Genomic DNA, 16,178 nt, shown 5'->3' with positions numbered 1-16,178 from the left:
CGCCGCTTCACGCCCGTGCGGCTCGCCGAGCATCGAACCCCGGAGCCCGGAGCAGATGGCGCTGATCCGGGTGAGTCGACGGCGGAGGTGATGCTCTGGTCACCCGTTGTGGATCCCCCCGCTCACAGGAGGTCGACGCCGTACGCTGCGAAGTGCGGATCGGCGGTGAGCACGGTGAGGTGATCTGTAATCGCCTGCGCGAGGAGCATTCGATCGAACGGGTCGCGGTGATGCCAGGGCAGGGTTCGGAGTACCTCGGCGTGGCGCGCCTCGAACGTCAGCTCCTCGAAGCCGCCGGCTTCGAGCGTCGGCAGCAGGTCACCGGGCGCCTCGAGCTTGCCGAGCGAGGTCTTGATCGCGATCTCGGTGACCGTCATCGCCGAGATCAGCACGATGTTCGACGCGTCGGCGATCAGGGCGCGATGGTCATCGCCGAGCCGTCGGTCGTCGGCGAGCCACCAGAGCAGGACATGGGTGTCGAGCAGCAGCCTCATTCGTCGTACCAGGCCGCCGCGTCATCCGCCGTGAACGCGTCGAAATCGGGCGCGATCGCGACCCGTCCCTTCCAGGCGCCCGGATGCCGTGTGGATCGTTCGGGTGAGAACGGCACGAGTCTCGCGACCGGGCGCCCGCTGCGACTGATGACGATGCGCTCGCCGCCTTCGACGCGCGCGATCAGGCGCGAGAACTCCGTCTTCGCCTGGTAGATGTTGACGCTCTCTTCGCTCGTCACCATACGTCGATCGTACTTGACCAGACTTGACCTAGTTAAGTGGCAGCTCGCCAGTCACTTCGAATTCGTCACGGAACCCGAACCGATCCGCCGATTTCGTGGCACGCCGCCAGCCGTCGTACTGGGGCGGTCGCGTGATCTCGAACTTCGGCAGATCGGGCTTGTAGTAGTCGCGGAAGCTGTGCATCGGACCTGTCGCGTGCCAGCTCGTCGGATCGAGTTGGTAGTGACCGATGTGGTGGATGCCGCGAGCTTCGCTCACTCGCTCGAGCTCGCTCGTGATCGAGTTTCCGTCAGCGTCGTGGACCCACCAATCGTGCCGGTCGAGTTCGCGAACCTGCTCGATCGTCGCGAAATACCGGATGAAGTCCTCGTCTACCAGGTCGACGATCTGCTCGGCGCTGGCGGAGAGGTCGCCGTTGAACCGCTCGGTGACGACCCGGGTGAAGAAGTAGCAGAGGTCGCGATCCATGCCCACGACGAACAGGCGTCGGGAACTCGGGTCGCTCCAGTTCATGCGCGCCGAGGTGAGTTGGACGAAATCCCAGCCGGAATCGATGATCATTCGTCGACCGTACGGTCGTGGCGCGAGCGGGATCGGCCGGCGAACGCTTGGGAGGAACTCCGATGACTGCGGCGGTGGGGAGGACGAGTCCGGAATCAGAGGAGGCCACTCGTAGCCGCAGGTCGCGGGTCAGTCGAACAGCTCGACCGGGCAGCCGAGTCCCGGTGCGCGTGCGAGACGTGCGTCGCGGGCTACCAGCGGCGCGTCGACGAGTTCGGCCAGCGCGACATACGCGGCGTCGTAGCTGGAGAGATTCGCCTTGAGGCTCCAGGCGCGTGCGGCGATCGCCGTCCAGTCCCAGAGAGCAACCGCCAGGGCGGTGAAATCGTCGAATGCCTGATCGGCTTCCGCCGCGGTGAGACGGCCGGCGAGGGCGAGCCGTCGCAACACGTTGGCGACCTCGTAGGGCAACACACCTGGGGCGATCAGTTGAGACCCGGTCACGAGTGCGTGCTCGCCCGCCCCCGGGTCGAGCAGCAATGCGGTCATTGATGACGCGTCGATGACGAGCTGCCGTGGGTGCGAACTCATCGCGTCAGCGGCGGTCTGCGTCGCGCGCGTCGAGGATCTCGGCGGTCGAGACTCGTGGATAGCCGCGCGCGTGCTCTCGGATGCGTGCGAGGGTGTCGTCGGGCGACGGCGTGCTCGCGATGCGGGTGAGCTCGAATGTCAAGTACTCCTGCAGCGATCGGCCGGAGCGCCTGGCGCGTGCCGCGAGTTCGTTGCGCACGTCGTCGGGAACGGAGCGAATCGTGATATTCACCGGCATCCCTTCACTGTAGCTCTGACGCCTGCAAAATGCATGCACTTGGATCGGTTGACGGGGTCGAGCTTAGGTGAGCCGGCATCTCCGTCGATCGGCGAGAGCCAGCCGGGTTGGAGCTGCCGTGCGAGGCCATGGCTGTGGAGGACGAGTCCGCGAGGAACGCAAGACTCCGCCAGCGACCAGAATTCCGGGCGATCAAACACAATTCCGCGCAGAAGAGAGCGGTTCGGTGCGCTGCAAGACGCGAGGATGGACACGTGCCCGAGACATCCGCCCGCGACCCGCTGACCGCCGACGTCGAGGAGTACCTGAAGCGCGACATCCTCCCGCTGTTCCGCTCGCGCTCGCGCTACCTGACCTACCGGCAGGCGAACGCCTACGGCAGCGAGGCGCACGGCGGCGTCGACGAGCTGCGCGAGGCCGCGGCATCCGCTGGCGCGACCCTCGTGCTGCCGTACGTGCAGAAGGCGATCGCGAGCACGAAGCGCGCGATCATGCGGGCGGATGACTCGAGCGGCGTCATCGGCGACGTGGTGTACCGGCTGCTCGCGCTGCATGCCGACCTCGCGATGCTCGCGCCGCCGCCGCCCGCGAAGCTCGTGCGGTGGATCCTCGCGTTCGACTTCGACGAGGAGGTCGACTACTTCCAGGTCGACATCGCGCGGTACGTCGACGCACTCGGGCCGCGGGGCGTCGCTCGGTACCGTGCCGAGCTCGATCGCATCGAGGCAACGGTTCCGGATGTCTCGCACGATGACGTGATGGCGACGGTGCGGCAGTTCTCGACCAGTTCGCCGGAGTACCAGCGGATGTCACATGCCCATCATGTGCGCTCGGTCGTGGGGCAGGCCCGGCGTCGACTGGCGGTCGCCGACCGTGATGTCGAGGCGATCATCGCGACCCATGGCGGCGACGGCACCAGGGCGTATCAGCTCGAGGATGTCGCGAAAGCGCTCACCGAGATCGGCGAGTTGGATCGGGCAATCGAGTTCGCCGAGGGCGCGGCGTTCGTCGAGAACGGCTGGCAGGCCGAGCGCGCCGCGAAGCGCTGGTGCGACCTGCTCGCCGAGGCGCGGCCCGAGGACGAGCCCGGGGCGCGGCGGGTGGTGTTCGAGCGCTGGCCGTCCGCGTCGAACGCGTCGGCGTTGCGGCGCGCGGCCGGCGCCGGGTGGGATCGGATCGAGGCGGAGGTGCTCGCGAAGCTGTCGGCGGATGTCGACGCGTACATCGGGTTCATCCTGCGGGAGCTCGGCGACGCGCGTCGCGCGTGGGACGAGGCGCACCGGCTCGAGCTGCGCAACGCCCGCGAGTGGACTGAGCTCGTCGACGCGTACGCCCCGATCGATGCCGCCGCCGTGTTGCCGGTGCTCGAGGAGCTCGTGGAGTCGGACCTCGAGGTGACCGGGGTGGACGCCTACCGCACCGCGGTGCGACGGCTGAAGCTGATGCACCGGCTCGCCATCGGGGTCGGCGTCGACGCGATCGCGCGGGCGAAGGCGTTCACCGCGCGGATCCGGGAGGAGAACCGGCGTCGGCCGCGGTTCCTCGCCGAGTTGGATCGGGGGCGGTTGCCGGGGTGAGCTGCCGCTCGCTCAGCGGTCGAGCGGGCTGTAAGCGCATTCGAACCGACGACGGGGGCTGGTGTCGTCCGTTTGTTACATATGGAGCCGTCCATCTGTTCGATAGAAACTTGTCCATCTGTTGAATAGACGCCCGTCTGTTTGTTAGATTTGAGCCATGGCCTATCAGCGTAGGATCATCGACGACTCCCTTGACGACCTCCTGCCCGACTTGGCTGCGGTGGCTCTGGAAGGCGCCAAGGGGGTCGGAAAGACGGCTACGGCCGATCAGCGGGCGACGTCGGTGTTGTCGCTCGACGATCCAGCGCAGCGACAGGCGCTGGCGGCGAATCTCGACCTTGTGACGCAGATGCCGGGCCTGGTGCTCATCGATGAATGGCAGCTGGAGCCTGCGGTCTGGGATCGCGTTCGCCGAGCCGTCGATCATGATCCGATGGGCGGACGATTTCTGCTCACCGGCTCCGCCGGCGCGGCCGACGGAGCGCGAATCCACTCCGGGGCCGGTCGCATCGTCAGCTTGACGATGCGACCGCTCGCCTTCAGTGAACGAGCGATGGTAGCGCCATCCGTTTCGCTTCGAACCCTCCTCGCCGGGGACGCGCCAGCTGTCGAGGGTGCGTCACCGATTCGCTTGCCCGACTACGTCGACGAGATACTGCGTTCCGGATTCCCGGGCATCCGCGGCCTTTCCGAACGCGCCAGACGGGCTCAGCTCGACGGTTACCTCACGCGCATCGTCGAGCGCGAGCTTCCCGACAACGGCGTGGTCGTGCGCCGCCCGGCCGCGTTGCGGGCCTGGCTCGCCGCGTACGGCGCCGCGACTGCGACGGATGCCACATACACCACGATCCTCGATGCGGCCACCGCCGGTCAGCCCGACAAGCCCGCCCGACAGACGGTCGACGGATACCGCGAGCACCTGCAGCGACTCTTCGTGCTCGACCCAGTGCCGGCTTGGGCCCCCGCCTTCGCGCCGCTGCAGCGTCTCACCCACGCCCCGAAGCATCATCTTGTCGATCCGGCATTGGCCGCTCGGCTCGTCGGTATCGATGCAGCCGGGCTGCTGCGAGGCGGCGGAGGCACGGTGTCGCCAGCAACCGGCACGTGGCTCGGTGCGCTATTCGAGTCGCTTGTCACCCAATCGGTGCGGATCTACGCCGACGCCGCGGAGGCTCGCGTCGGACACCTGCGAACGAAGAACACTGACCGTGAGATAGACCTGATTGTGGAGCGCGGCGACGGGGGCGTGATCGCGATCGAGGTGAAACTTGCGGCGACCGTCGACGACCGCGACGTTCGCCACCTCACCTGGCTCCACGATCGCCTCGGCGATCGAGTCATCGATCGCATCGTCGTCACGACCGGCGAGTTCGCCTATCGCCGGAAAGATGGTGTGGCCGTCGTGCCGCTCGCACTGCTCGGGCCGTGATCAGGCTCGGGATCGGGGACACGCTCGGCAGGCTCGCGCCGCCGACACCGCGAGAACTCGATACGTCAGCGCATCCAGCACACCCATCGCCGCCCGCCAGTACCGCCTCAGCGAAAGCGATGCCAGATGCCGCGGGGCCGGCGGCGGAGGGCAACGGAGCCGGGGACCGTTGGTTCGGTCAGGTAGGGATGTCTCGAGGACGTCATGTGAAGCTCTCCGGTCACGCTTGGGTCGTCCGATCGTTCCAATAGGAGGGGCCCTCCCTGATCCTCCGAAGAGGGGTGAGGTGGTCGGGCTCACGAGCGCGATCAGGTGCACGCCGCGGCGATTGCGTCGGAGCGTAACGGATGAGCGGTGGGTCAGCGTGCCCGGAGGGCCGCCTCGATGTCGTCGAGCAACGCTGGAGCATGCTCGTTGACCGTGCTCCAGAGCCGCGCATTATCGAGGCCTGCATAGTTGTGTGCCGCGATGTTGCGTGTTGCACGTAGCCCGTCGCGGGCGAGTTCCGGGAGGGCGGACGCGACTTCAGCGGGCAGCTCGCGGGCGACGAAATCGGCGAGGTGGATGACCGCGAGCATGCCGATGTCGTAGCTGTCGGATCCCGACGCGACGAAGGTCTCACGCCCGTCATGCGAAGCGCGCTCGAATCGCGAGCGAAGGCGCGCGACCTCGTCGAGCAGGCGTTCGACTCGGTGCTGGTCCGAGGCATCCGCTCGTGGCCGCGCACGGAAGCCACGAGGTGCGGGTTCCTCGCTCACAGTGGGACCGCTTCGCGTCGGATGACTCGGACGATCTCGTCGTCGGGGTCGTCGACGACAGCGTCGACGGGAAAGCCGAGGATACCCGCGACCTCCTCGCGGAAGGCGGCGAGGGTGAGGAAATCCACCTGATCCCCGGCGTTGACCAGGAGATCAACATCACTGCGCTCGGTGTCGGTGCCACGGGCAGCGGAACCGAATACCCGGATGTTGCTCACGCCGTAGCGCGGCCCCAGCGCGCGAATGCGCGACGCGAAGAGCTCGAGCGGGATAGATGGACGCAGCCTCGCGGCGCGGAGAATTCGGGAGAGGAGTTCGCTGCTCGGCTCTCGGGCGCCCGACTCGATGGCGGCGAGGTTCGGTTGCTTCAGCCCGGCGCGGTCGGCGAGTTCTCGCTGAGACATGCCGGCGTCCTCACGCGCGCGTCGAACGAGGGCGGCGGCGGACTCCTCCCTGGCGTTCATGACGAGAGTATATCGCGCTGATATCGCTGATCACGAGATCGAAGCTATCGCGGTGAACGTCTCCAGCAATCGCTAGAGTCGCCCTCGGGAGGCCCAGATGCTCACACACCCCGCCGCGTACGGCGCCTCAGCCATCGCGACGCTGGGCACTCTCGTCGCCGAGGCGAAGGGCGGCAACGCGCTTGCGCCGGTGACGATCATCGTGCGCGACAACATCGCCGCGATCACCGTGCGTCGCGCGTTGGCCCGCGGGGTTGGGGAGCGCCGCGGTGTCGCGGCCATCACGGTCACCACGCTCCGGCGCCTCGCCGAGCAGATCCTCGCGGCGGCCGCGCGCACGGCGCCCCCGGTGACCTCCACGCTGCTGACCATCCTGTGGCGGCACCAACTGGCGGTCGATCCCGGATGCTTCGGACCGGTCGCCGAGCACCCCGCCACCGTTCGGGCGCTGGTGCGTGCCCATCGCGAACTGCGTGGAGCGGATGCCGCGGCGCTCAACGCCATCGCAGCCTCGGGTCGACTCGGGGCCGATCTCGTGCGGCTCCATCACGCCGTCACCGCGCGTGCTCTGGCCGGGCGTCGAGATGAGGCGGCAGTGCTCCAAGATGCCACGGCCCTCGTCACGGCGGATGCCTCGTGGCTCGCCGAGTTCGGTGCGATCATCGCCCATCTCCCCGACGAGCCGAGCCCGCTCGAGCGGGCCTTCCTCACCGCACTCGACGAGCAGTGCGGCCTCACGGCGCTGATCGGCCAGACGGGAGACCCCGCCCTCGACGCGCCGATCCACGCGACCTTCGGCCACGAGGACGCGCAGCAGCAGGCGTCGACTCCGGTCGCAACGCGGGTCTTCCACGCATCCGACGCCGACGATGAGGTGCGGGCGATCGTGCGCGAGGTGCGAGCCCTGCTCGCCGACGGAACCCCGGCGCACCGGATCGCGGTGCTCCACACGATTCCCCTGCCCTATGCCCGACTGGTGCACGACCACCTCGCCGCTGCGGGGATCACGGCGAACGGACCTGGAGTGCGATCTCTTCGCGACCGGGCTGTCGCAGACGCGTTCCTGACCCTGCTGGCACTCGACCCCGACGACCTCCAGCGGGTCGCGTTCTTCGACTGGCTCGGCCGCGCGCCGATCCGGCACGGCGACGGCGCCGGCACGGTTCCCCGCACGCAGTGGGAGCGCCTCTCTCGGGAGGCGGGCATCACGGGCGGCGACTGGGGCGCCCGCCTCGCCGATCACGAGGCCCGGCACCGATCCAGGCTGGAGGCGGATCGCGACACCGCGAGCGCAGGCTCCATCGCCTACCGGGAGCGAGCCATCGCCGAGATGCGGGAACTGGCAGCGTTCGTCGCCGAACTGCAGGAGCTCCTGCGCGAAGGGCAATCGCTGCGCGACTGGGCCGCACTCGGCGACTGGGCGCTCGGGCTGTTCCGCCGCTACCTCGGTTCGGCGCGACTCCCCGAGGAGGAGCAGCGCGCAGCAACCGCGATCGAGACGACGCTGGGTGCGCTCGCCGAGCTCGACGGCCTGCGAGAGTCGCCCACGCTCGGCGAATCGCCGACCCTCGCCGGGCTGGCCGAGATCCTCGACATCGACCTCGATGCTCGTCGGCCGCGAGCCGGCCGGTTCGGCGACGGCGTGTTCGTCGGTCCGGTTTCGAGCGCGCTGTCGCTCGAGGTGTCGCACGTCTTCATCGCGGGTCTGTCGGAGGATCAGTTCCCCGGCCGACACCGTCCCGATCCGCTGCTCAACGAGTCCGTGCGCGCGGCGACCGCCGGCGCCTTGCTCACCGCACGCGATCGGCTTCGGCAGCAGCATCGGGCCCTCCTTGCGGCGTTCGCGGCCGGCGACGTGGTCACGGCAAGCTTCCCTCGGGGTGATCTGCGACGGGGTGCCGAACGTCTCCCCAGCCGCTGGCTCATGCCGACCCTGCGCGCACTCACCGGCAATCCCGGGCTGGAGGCCACACGTTGGGCGGAGGCATCCGGCCCACACATGAGCTCGGTCGCCTCGCACTGGGAGGCGATCACGCGCGCCGACCGACCGGGCACCGAGCAGGAGTGGCGGCTGCGGCGACTCGCGGGAGGCGAGCGGCTTCCGGCGGATGTCGCGGCCGAGGCATCCGTCGACCTCATCGCGGCGCGACGCTCGATCCGCTTCACGCGCTACGACGGCAACCTCGAAGGCATTGCGGGTCTGCCCGACTTCACCGACGGCGCGTCCGCGATCGCCCCGACGGTGCTCGAGGGCTACGCGGGCTGTCCGCACACCTACTTCGTCGAGCACCTGCTCGGGGTGAGCCCGCTCGAAGCGCCCGAGGAGATCATCGCCATCCGCCCGATGGACCTCGGGTCGATCGTGCACGAGGTGCTCGATCGGCTCGTGAAGGCCTCGGCGCACGATCTGCCGGGCTACGGCGAACCGTGGAGCGCCGAGCATCGTCAGCGGATGCGCCACATCGCCGAGGAGGTCATGAGCGACTTCGAGCGCCGGGGCCTCACGGGACACCCACGGCTGTGGGAGCGCGAACGGGTCGTCCTGCTGGACGATCTGGAGGCCATCCTCGATCTCGACGATGAGGCCCACCGAGCGAACGACTCGAGGATCCTGGCGAGCGAACTCGTGTTCGGCATGCGTGACGCTCCGCCCGTGCTGATCCACGTGGGCACCGGCGCGGTCGCAATGAGAGGAAGCGCCGACCGCGTCGACGAGACCCGCGACGGCCGACTCATCGTGACCGACTTCAAGACCGGCCGCATGAGGGGGTTCACGGATATCGGGAACGACTCGGTCGTGGCCGGCACGAAGCTCCAGCTCCCGCTCTACGCGCACGCGGCGCGGGCGGCGTTCAGCCGAGATCGGGTGACGGCCGGGTACTGGTTCATCGGGCGCCGCGACCGAGGCAGGCGCATCGACCTGCCCCTCGACGACGCCCTCGAATCCACGTACGCCGCCGCGCTCGAAACGCTCACCGACGGCATCCGCGATGGTCGGTTCATTGCTCGGCCACCCGATGAGGACGACTTCCTCTGGGTGCGGTGCGCGTTCTGCAACCCCGACGGGGTCGGGTACGGACACGTACGCGTGGCGAGCGAACGCAAGCGCACGGATCCGGTGCTCGCGAGCCTGTTCTCGCTGCTCGATCCGTCGGTGGTCGACCCGTCGGCGGTTCCAGCCGAGGAGGCGGGCGATGATGCTCATCGATGACCCCGCCCGTCGCGAGATCCGCGAGCAGCGCCACGAGAACCTGTTCGTCGACGCCGGCGCCGGCAGTGGCAAGACCGCTGCCCTGGTCGGCCGCGTGGTCGCCTCCGTCATGGGCGACGGCGTTCCCCTCGCCGATACCGCGGTCGTGACCTTCACCGAGAAAGCGGGCGGCGAACTTCGCGATCGCCTCCGCGCGACGTTCGAGGAACTCCACCGAACGGCCGATGACGACACGGTCAGGTCGCGGGCGCAGGCCGCGCTCGACGCTCTCGACGGCGCCGCGATCGGCACCCTGCATTCGTTCGCCCAGCGCATCCTGGCCGCCTTTCCGATCCAGGCCGGCATGCCGCCCCTGGTCGAGGTGCTCGACGAGGTCGCCTCGTCGGTGGCCTTCGATGCCCGCTGGTCGGACATGTGGCGGCGGATGCTCGACGACGATGCCCTGGCGGAGCCACTGCATCTCGCCCTCTCGGCCGGCGCCGACGCCGAGCGGCTGCGTGCGCTGGCGCGGGCGTTCGGCAACGACTGGGACCTCATCGAATCGCACGTGCTCTCGCAGCCCGAGACGCCGATGCAGCTCCCTGAGGCCGGCGCGCTGCTGCGGCAGGCTGTGCTCATCAGCGAGGCAGCGAGCGGATGCCGCGACGAGGCCGACCTGTTCCTCGAGGTCGTCCGAAACGTGACCGACTGGCACGCGTCGTTCTCGGGAGCCCGCGACGAGCGCGAGCGGTACGAGCTCCTCCGCCAACTCGGCGACCTCAAGACCGGAAGGGGCGGGCGGGGCGCCAATTGGCCCGATCTGCCGGGGCTCAAGAGCCAGTGCAAGGAACTCATCGAGGCTGCGAAGCGCGTGGCCGGCGCGTACGGGGATGCCGCGCTCCGGCCGCTCGCCCGCTGGATCGCGCAGGCCGTGCTCGAGGCAGCACGCGAGCGCGTGGCATCCGGTTCGCTCGAATTCCACGACCTGCTGGTCGCGTCACGCGACCTGCTGCGTCGCGACGGCGACGCCCGGGCAGAACTGCAGCGCACGTATCGACGGCTCCTGCTCGATGAGTTCCAAGACACCGACCCGATCCAGATCGAGTTGGCCGTGCGCATCGCCGGAGGTCGCGCGGCTGACGTCGACGACTGGCGTGACGTGACGATTCCCGAAGGGGCGTTGTTCGTCGTCGGTGATCCCAAGCAGTCGATCTACCGGTTCCGACGCGCGAGCATCTCGACCTACCTCGACGCCGGGGAACGGCTGGGCCGTCGCGTGTCGCTCGTCACCAACTTCCGCACGGTGCCGCCGGTGCTCGACTGGGTCAACGCCGTGTTCGAGCGCATCATCCGCGCCAAGCCCCGGGCGCAGCCGGCGTACGAGGCACTTCAGGCACACCGCACGACCGATCCGATCGACGGCACCGAGTACTCGGGCCCGGGGGTAAGCCTCCTGGGTGCAGCACCGCACCCGCCGAAGACCCCGGCCGCCGAGCTGCGGACGGCCGAGGCCGAGGACGTGGCGTCCGTCATTCGCACCGCGCTCGCCGAAGGCTGGACCGTGCACGACACAGCCAGCGGACGCTGGCGCCCGGTTTCGGCACGCGACATCGCAATCCTGATTCCGGCGCGCACCTCCCTGCCGTTCCTCGAAGCTGCGCTGGATGCCGCGGGCATCGCGTATCGCACCGAGTCGAGTTCGCTCGTCTACCAGTCCGACGAGATCCGGTGGCTCATGGCGGCGGCGCGCGCGGTCGCCGACCCGAGCGACCGGCTGTCGGTGGTGACCGCGCTCCGCTCGCCGTTGTTCGGTTGCGGCGACGACGACCTGTTCACCTACCGGCGTGATGGCGGCTCGTTCACCGTGAGCGCTCCGGTGAACGAGGAGCTCGCCGATCATCCGGTGGGCCGGGCGATGGCCTCCCTCAACGAGCTCTTCCGACGCAGCCGATGGCTCACGCCGGCCCAATTGCTCACCCAGATCGCGATCGACCGGCGCGTGCTCGAGGTCGCCTCGATCACGGAGCCCTCGTCACGTGCCCGCGACCAGTGGGGCCGGGTGCGGTTCGTCATCGACCAGGCGCGGGCGTGGTCGGATGTCGAGCACGGCGGCCTTCGCGAGTACCTGGCGTGGGCAGCTCACCAGGCGCAGGACTCGGCACGCGTCGCCGAATCGCTCCTGCCCGAAACCGATCTCGACGTCGTGCGCATCATGACCGTGCACGCCGCGAAGGGGCTCGAGTTCGGCATGGTGGTGCTCTCGGGCATGTCGAGCCAGCCGAATCGACAGCGAGGCGTGCGGCTCCTCTGGCAGGATCACTCGTACTCGGTGCACCTGACGCGCTCGATCGAGACGCACGACTTCGCCGACGCCCTCCCGCTCGACGAGCAGATGGACGACGAGGAGCGCCGGCGCCTGCTCTACGTCGCCACGACTCGCGCTCGCGACCACCTCGTCGTCTCGGTGCACCGCGCCGCGCGCGACATCGTGCAGACCGCCGCTGAGATCTTCGTGGATGCCGGGGCACTCGAGGCGCCGGGCGTCGTCCTGTTCGAACCCGGCGACGTCGAGCTGCCCGCGGCCGTTCGACGAGCCGAGCCCGGCCGAGGACCATCGTGGGACACCTGGTGGAGCGACACCGAAACGGCTCGGCATCGCTCGGGGGAGCCGTCGGTGCGAACCGCCTCTGGACTCGAGGGCACTGAACCCGACGTGGTGTGGGCGATCGCCGACGCCGAGGAGGCCGGTGATCCCGTCACCGCCGACCTCCTCGCCGGCCGCGCAAAGGGCCCCCGCGACGTCGAGCTCGCGCCCTGGCTGAAGGGACGCTACGGCAACCTCATCGGCCGGGCCGTGCACGGCACCCTGCAGGCGATCGGCGGCGACGCGTCGCGCATCGACGATGTGGCTGCATCCCAGGCCCTGGCGGAGGGCATCCCGCAGCTCGACGCGGCCGTGGCGTCGTTCGTGAGGTCGGCGCTCGCGACCGAGCCGGTGGCGCGTGCCTTCGCATCGGAGCACTGGACGGAGCTCTACGTCGGCGCGCTCGAGAGCGACGGACTCGTGCTCGAGGGCTTCATTGACCTGCTCTTCCGAGACGTCGACGGCTCGCTCGTGATCGTCGACTACAAGACCGATGCGGTGTCGGATGCCGCGGCGCTGGCCGAGCGTGCAGCGCACTACGCCCCGCAGCTGCAGGCCTACGTGCGCGCGCTCGAGGCCGCGACCGACGAGCGGGCGCGCGCGATGCTGGTGTTCCTCGACGGTGGGGGTGCTGCGGGGCGGGTGGTGGGCGTGCCGGCGTAGTGGCAGACCGGACATAACCGATCACTTGGTGGGCGCTGCCCTTGAACGGAGGGCGATTGATCCGCGGCGATAGAGGGTTCACGCGGTCCGAGAGTTGTCGCTAGAAAGGGTCTCATGGTCAAGGCGAAAGAGACGGACCTCGAGGGCGTGCTCGAAGGTAAGAAGCAGTACCAGGTGCCGCTCTATCAGCGTGTCTACTCCTGGCGCACGAAGCAACTCGACCAACTCTGGGACGACATTGTCGCGATCGCCGAGACCCGGAGGACCGATCCGACGGCGACCCACTTCATCGGGTCACTTGTGTTGGCTGCGAGCCCCGACAATGCGGCCGTCGGGTTGCAGACGTTCCTCGTCGTGGATGGTCAACAACGCCTCACCACGCTGACCCTTCTGCTTGCCGCACTTCGTGACCACCTCCTCGAGACCGAGGGGGAGGGGCACCGCGACCGCATCGACGCGCAGTACCTCGTCAACAAGTATGAGGACGGTGTACCAGCGAAGCTTCTGCCGACGCAGGCCGACCGGGCGTCGTACTTGGCGGTGCTCAGGGCTGCGCCAAGCGCCGGGGGACAGGACGAGATTGGTGACGCCTACAGGCGCTTTCGGGCGAAGATCGCCGAGGCGGACGACCCCGAAGACCCATACGACATCGCCGGCATCGAGAACGCCGTGCTCCGTGGGCTCGCGGTCGTCGCAGTCACCGCTGAACCGGGTGACAACGCGCATCGGATCTTCGAGTCCCTCAACAACACCGGCCTGAAGCTCACGCAGAGCGATCTGCTGAAGAATTATCTCTTCATGCGTCTCGGCGAGCGTGCCGAGCCCGTCTACGACAGCGTGTGGCTGCCGCTGGAAAAGAAACTCGATTCAGCGAGCCTTGAATTGTTGTTCTGGCTCGATCTGGTGCAAACGGACGAGCGCGCCAAGCAGTCAGATACCTACGTCGGCCAGCAGAAGCGCCTATCCAGGCTGCGAACCGCCGCCGAGGTCGAAGCCGAAGTCGCCCGCATCGCAAAGCTCGGCGACGTACTGGCAAAGATCCTCGACCCGCGCCGTGAGAACAATCCCGAGATCCGCCGTCACCTGGTGCGCATCAAGGCATGGGGATCAGCGACCGCATACCCGGTGGTCATGAACATCCTCGCTCGCCATGACGCGGGTGCGGCAACGCCCGAGCAGGTGGTGAGTGCGCTCACCTACCTCGAGTCGTATTTCGTCCGTCGCATCGTGATCGGACGGGCAACAGCTGGCTTGAACCGCAGCCTCTTGCAGGCCGTTGGCGCCATCGCCGACGCGGAAGACGCAGGCTTGGCCTTGCGTCGATATTTGTCGACCGGTCGGAAGCACTTCGCCTCGAATGCGCAGGTGCGCGACGCAGTCGGCACCGTAGCCTTCTACTGGCAGGGCAGGGCGGTGCAGAAGAAGCTCATTCTGCAGTGGCTCGAGGAGTCCTACCGGCAGAAGGAGGTCGTCTCACCAGAGGATCTGACGATCGAGCACGTGCTGCCACAGACGCTCAGCGATGACGTGCGCGAGGAACTTGCGGAAGTACTCGACGAGGGGGCGGATGTCGCGTACGAACACGAACGAATCGTCCACACCCTCGGCAACCTGACGCTCTCCGGGTACAACAGCGAGATGAGCAACAGCCCGTTCGAGATGAAGAAGACGTGGCTCGCTACAAGCGGGCTGCGGATGAACCAGATCATCGCCGAGCTACCCAAATGGGGCCCTGATGAAATCGCGGCGCGCTCTGCTGACCTCGCCGAGCGCATCATCGAACTGTGGCCGGGTCCCGACGAGAGCCTCGTCGGCGTCGACGACACTCCATCGGAGTTGCGCCGCGCGGTCGCCAAGGTGGTCCCCGAGATCCCGACCGGCCGGTGGACGTCCTATGGCGAGGTCGCGCTTGTCGTAGGCACGCACCCACAGCCCCTCGCAGCAGTGCTCGCCGCTCATCCGATCCCGAACGCGTGGCGGGTGCTCCAAGTTGGCGGAACCCTGTCGCCGGGGTTCCGCTGGCTCGAACCGGGTCGCACCGATGACCCGCGCGCCGTCCTCGAGGCCGAGGGTGTCGTATTCGATGAGGTCGGGAAGGCGGCACCTGAGCAGTTCATCGGTGCGCTCGATCTCGCGGCGATTGCCGGGTACGAGGTGGACGAAGAGCTACTCAACCAGCGGCGCCGCCCCACGAGCACCTCCAGCCCGACCCAGCTGAACATCGACCAATTGGAATTCTGGAAGCGGGTCCAAGCCTACGGCCCTGACCACTCGCCTCACATCCGCTCCTGGGGCAAGCCGCTGCCCCAGATGTGGTTTAGCCTCTGGATCGGCACCAAGGGTGCGAACATCGAGCTTGTCGTCAATTCGGAAAGCAGACTCGTGCTCGTCGACTTCCGAATCCGCGACGACAAGGCTCTCTTCCATCGACTGCTCGAGCGTCGCGCCGAGATCGAGGCCGACCTGGGCTACCCTCTCGAGTGGCTCGAGCTGCCCGACAGGAAGGCCAGCCGCATCCAGGTCCTGCGCGACGGGGACTTCCGCGACGAGACGATCGCCGAGGAACTGGTGTCATGGCTGGTCGCGAAGGCCGACGATTTCGCTCGGGTGTTTCCGCAGTACGTGTAGACCTGTCGGGCTCGATCCAGACGCACGACATCGCGGACGCCCTCCCGCTCGACGAGCAGATGGGTGACGAGGAGCGCCGGCGCTTGCTGTACGTCGCCACAACTTGCGCCCGCGACCACCTCTTTGTCTGGGTGCACCGCGCTGCGCGCGACAGCGTGCAGACCAACGCTGAGATCCTGCGAGGTGCACTTCGGCAAGCGGGCGTGGGTGTCGCGGAAGAGCGCGATCCAGGCCGACGCGGGTCGGCCGGGGCTCATCCCGGGTTCGATGGGCACGGCGTCGTACGTGGTCGAAGGGCTGGGGCATCCGATGTCGCTGAACTCGTCGCCGCACGGCGCGGGGCGGTCGTACTCGCGGTCTGCGGCTCGGCGGGAGTTCACGCACGAGCAGCTGCGGGAGGCGATGGCCGGCATCGAGTTCCGCGACACCGATGCGTTCATCGACGAGATCCCGCAGGCCTAAAAGCCGATCGACCGGGTGATGGCGGATGCCGCGTCGCTCGGGCGGGTGCGGCACACGCTGCGGAAGGTGGTGAACATTAGGCGGGACCGGCACCAAAGGGCGAGCGAATGCCTCGGGCTGCGGTCCGCGCGGAGGGAGCGTGCGGGTCGCGGCCGCCATTGTCGAGTGAGATGACGCTGGGATGTCACGCAGTTCAGGGGTGCACAGTGAGTGTCGGCCGACTCTGTCGTGACGCTTCCTGGCACCGACCTCCCGAGAGTTGCGCGATCTGCGACTCGCGAGCAAAGTCATCCTGG

At 68.2% G+C, this 16,178-nt stretch carries 12 protein-coding genes and 1 pseudogene; 6 read left to right on the top strand and 7 right to left on the bottom strand.

Going from position 1 to position 16,178, the window contains the following annotated elements; all coding sequences use genetic code 11:
* Positions 1–122: 122 nt before the first annotated feature.
* The 5 genes from AB0K73_RS00125 to AB0K73_RS00105 form a co-directional block, all read right to left on the bottom strand.
* A complete protein-coding gene (locus AB0K73_RS00125) occupies positions 123–494 on the bottom strand; it encodes a type II toxin-antitoxin system VapC family toxin (RefSeq protein ID WP_360511220.1) in 372 nt (123 codons plus the stop codon).
* A complete protein-coding gene (locus AB0K73_RS00120; protein WP_360511221.1) occupies positions 491–736 on the bottom strand; it encodes a type II toxin-antitoxin system prevent-host-death family antitoxin in 246 nt (81 codons plus the stop codon). The genes AB0K73_RS00125 and AB0K73_RS00120 overlap by 4 nt, the downstream gene beginning before the upstream one ends.
* 28 nt (positions 737–764) lie before the next feature.
* Complete coding sequence (locus AB0K73_RS00115) at positions 765–1,298, bottom strand: hypothetical protein (RefSeq protein WP_360511222.1); 534 nt, start codon at positions 1,296–1,298, stop codon at positions 765–767.
* Between the two features lie 129 nt (positions 1,299–1,427).
* Positions 1,428–1,829 carry a type II toxin-antitoxin system VapC family toxin gene (locus AB0K73_RS00110; RefSeq protein ID WP_360511223.1) on the bottom strand — a complete coding sequence of 134 codons (402 nt, stop codon included), beginning with the start codon at positions 1,827–1,829 and terminating at the stop codon, positions 1,428–1,430.
* Positions 1,830–1,833: 4 nt separating this feature from the next.
* Positions 1,834–2,067, bottom strand: a complete 234-nt coding sequence (locus tag AB0K73_RS00105; RefSeq protein WP_360511224.1) for a hypothetical protein — start codon at positions 2,065–2,067, stop codon at positions 1,834–1,836.
* Between the two features lie 254 nt (positions 2,068–2,321).
* Between AB0K73_RS00105 and AB0K73_RS00100 the strand changes: the two genes are divergently transcribed.
* A complete protein-coding gene (locus AB0K73_RS00100; RefSeq protein WP_360511225.1) occupies positions 2,322–3,644 on the top strand; it encodes a DUF6880 family protein in 1,323 nt (440 codons plus the stop codon).
* 157 nt (positions 3,645–3,801) lie between these two features.
* Positions 3,802–5,073, top strand: a complete 1,272-nt coding sequence (locus tag AB0K73_RS00095) for a DUF4143 domain-containing protein (protein WP_360511226.1) — start codon at positions 3,802–3,804, stop codon at positions 5,071–5,073.
* A gap of 359 nt (positions 5,074–5,432) precedes the next feature.
* On the opposite strand, the gene AB0K73_RS00090 is transcribed toward AB0K73_RS00095, so the two are convergent.
* Together AB0K73_RS00090 and AB0K73_RS00085 are read right to left on the bottom strand one after the other, a co-directional pair.
* Positions 5,433–5,831: a HepT-like ribonuclease domain-containing protein gene (locus tag AB0K73_RS00090; RefSeq protein ID WP_360511227.1), complete on the bottom strand. Its 399-nt coding sequence runs from the start codon at positions 5,829–5,831 to the stop codon at positions 5,433–5,435.
* Positions 5,828–6,295: a helix-turn-helix domain-containing protein gene (locus tag AB0K73_RS00085; RefSeq protein ID WP_360511228.1), complete on the bottom strand. Its 468-nt coding sequence runs from the start codon at positions 6,293–6,295 to the stop codon at positions 5,828–5,830. Before AB0K73_RS00085 ends, AB0K73_RS00090 begins: the two co-directional genes overlap by 4 nt.
* A gap of 97 nt (positions 6,296–6,392) precedes the next feature.
* On the opposite strand from AB0K73_RS00085, the gene AB0K73_RS00080 reads away from it, so the two are divergent.
* From AB0K73_RS00080 to AB0K73_RS00065, 4 genes and pseudogenes are all read left to right on the top strand, one after another.
* Positions 6,393–9,506, top strand: a complete 3,114-nt coding sequence (locus AB0K73_RS00080; protein WP_360511229.1) for a PD-(D/E)XK nuclease family protein — start codon at positions 6,393–6,395, stop codon at positions 9,504–9,506.
* On the top strand, positions 9,490–12,792 hold the full coding sequence (locus tag AB0K73_RS00075; protein ID WP_360511230.1) for a UvrD-helicase domain-containing protein: 3,303 nt from the start codon (positions 9,490–9,492) through the stop codon (positions 12,790–12,792). The genes AB0K73_RS00080 and AB0K73_RS00075 overlap by 17 nt, the downstream gene beginning before the upstream one ends.
* A gap of 114 nt (positions 12,793–12,906) precedes the next feature.
* A complete protein-coding gene (locus tag AB0K73_RS00070) occupies positions 12,907–15,420 on the top strand; it encodes a DUF4268 domain-containing protein (RefSeq protein ID WP_360511231.1) in 2,514 nt (837 codons plus the stop codon).
* A gap of 180 nt (positions 15,421–15,600) precedes the next feature.
* Positions 15,601–15,969 (top strand): annotated as a pseudogene (locus tag AB0K73_RS00065) (RtcB family protein); the annotation flags it as partial.
* Positions 15,970–16,178 lie beyond the last annotated feature (209 nt).

This window comes from Agromyces sp. NPDC052230 (assembly GCF_040679595.1).
In the GTDB taxonomy this organism is placed as follows: Bacteria; Actinomycetota; Actinomycetes; order Actinomycetales; family Microbacteriaceae; genus Agromyces.
Note: the sequence above shows the minus strand (reverse complement) of the source record. Positions and strands in the feature narration are given on the sequence as shown.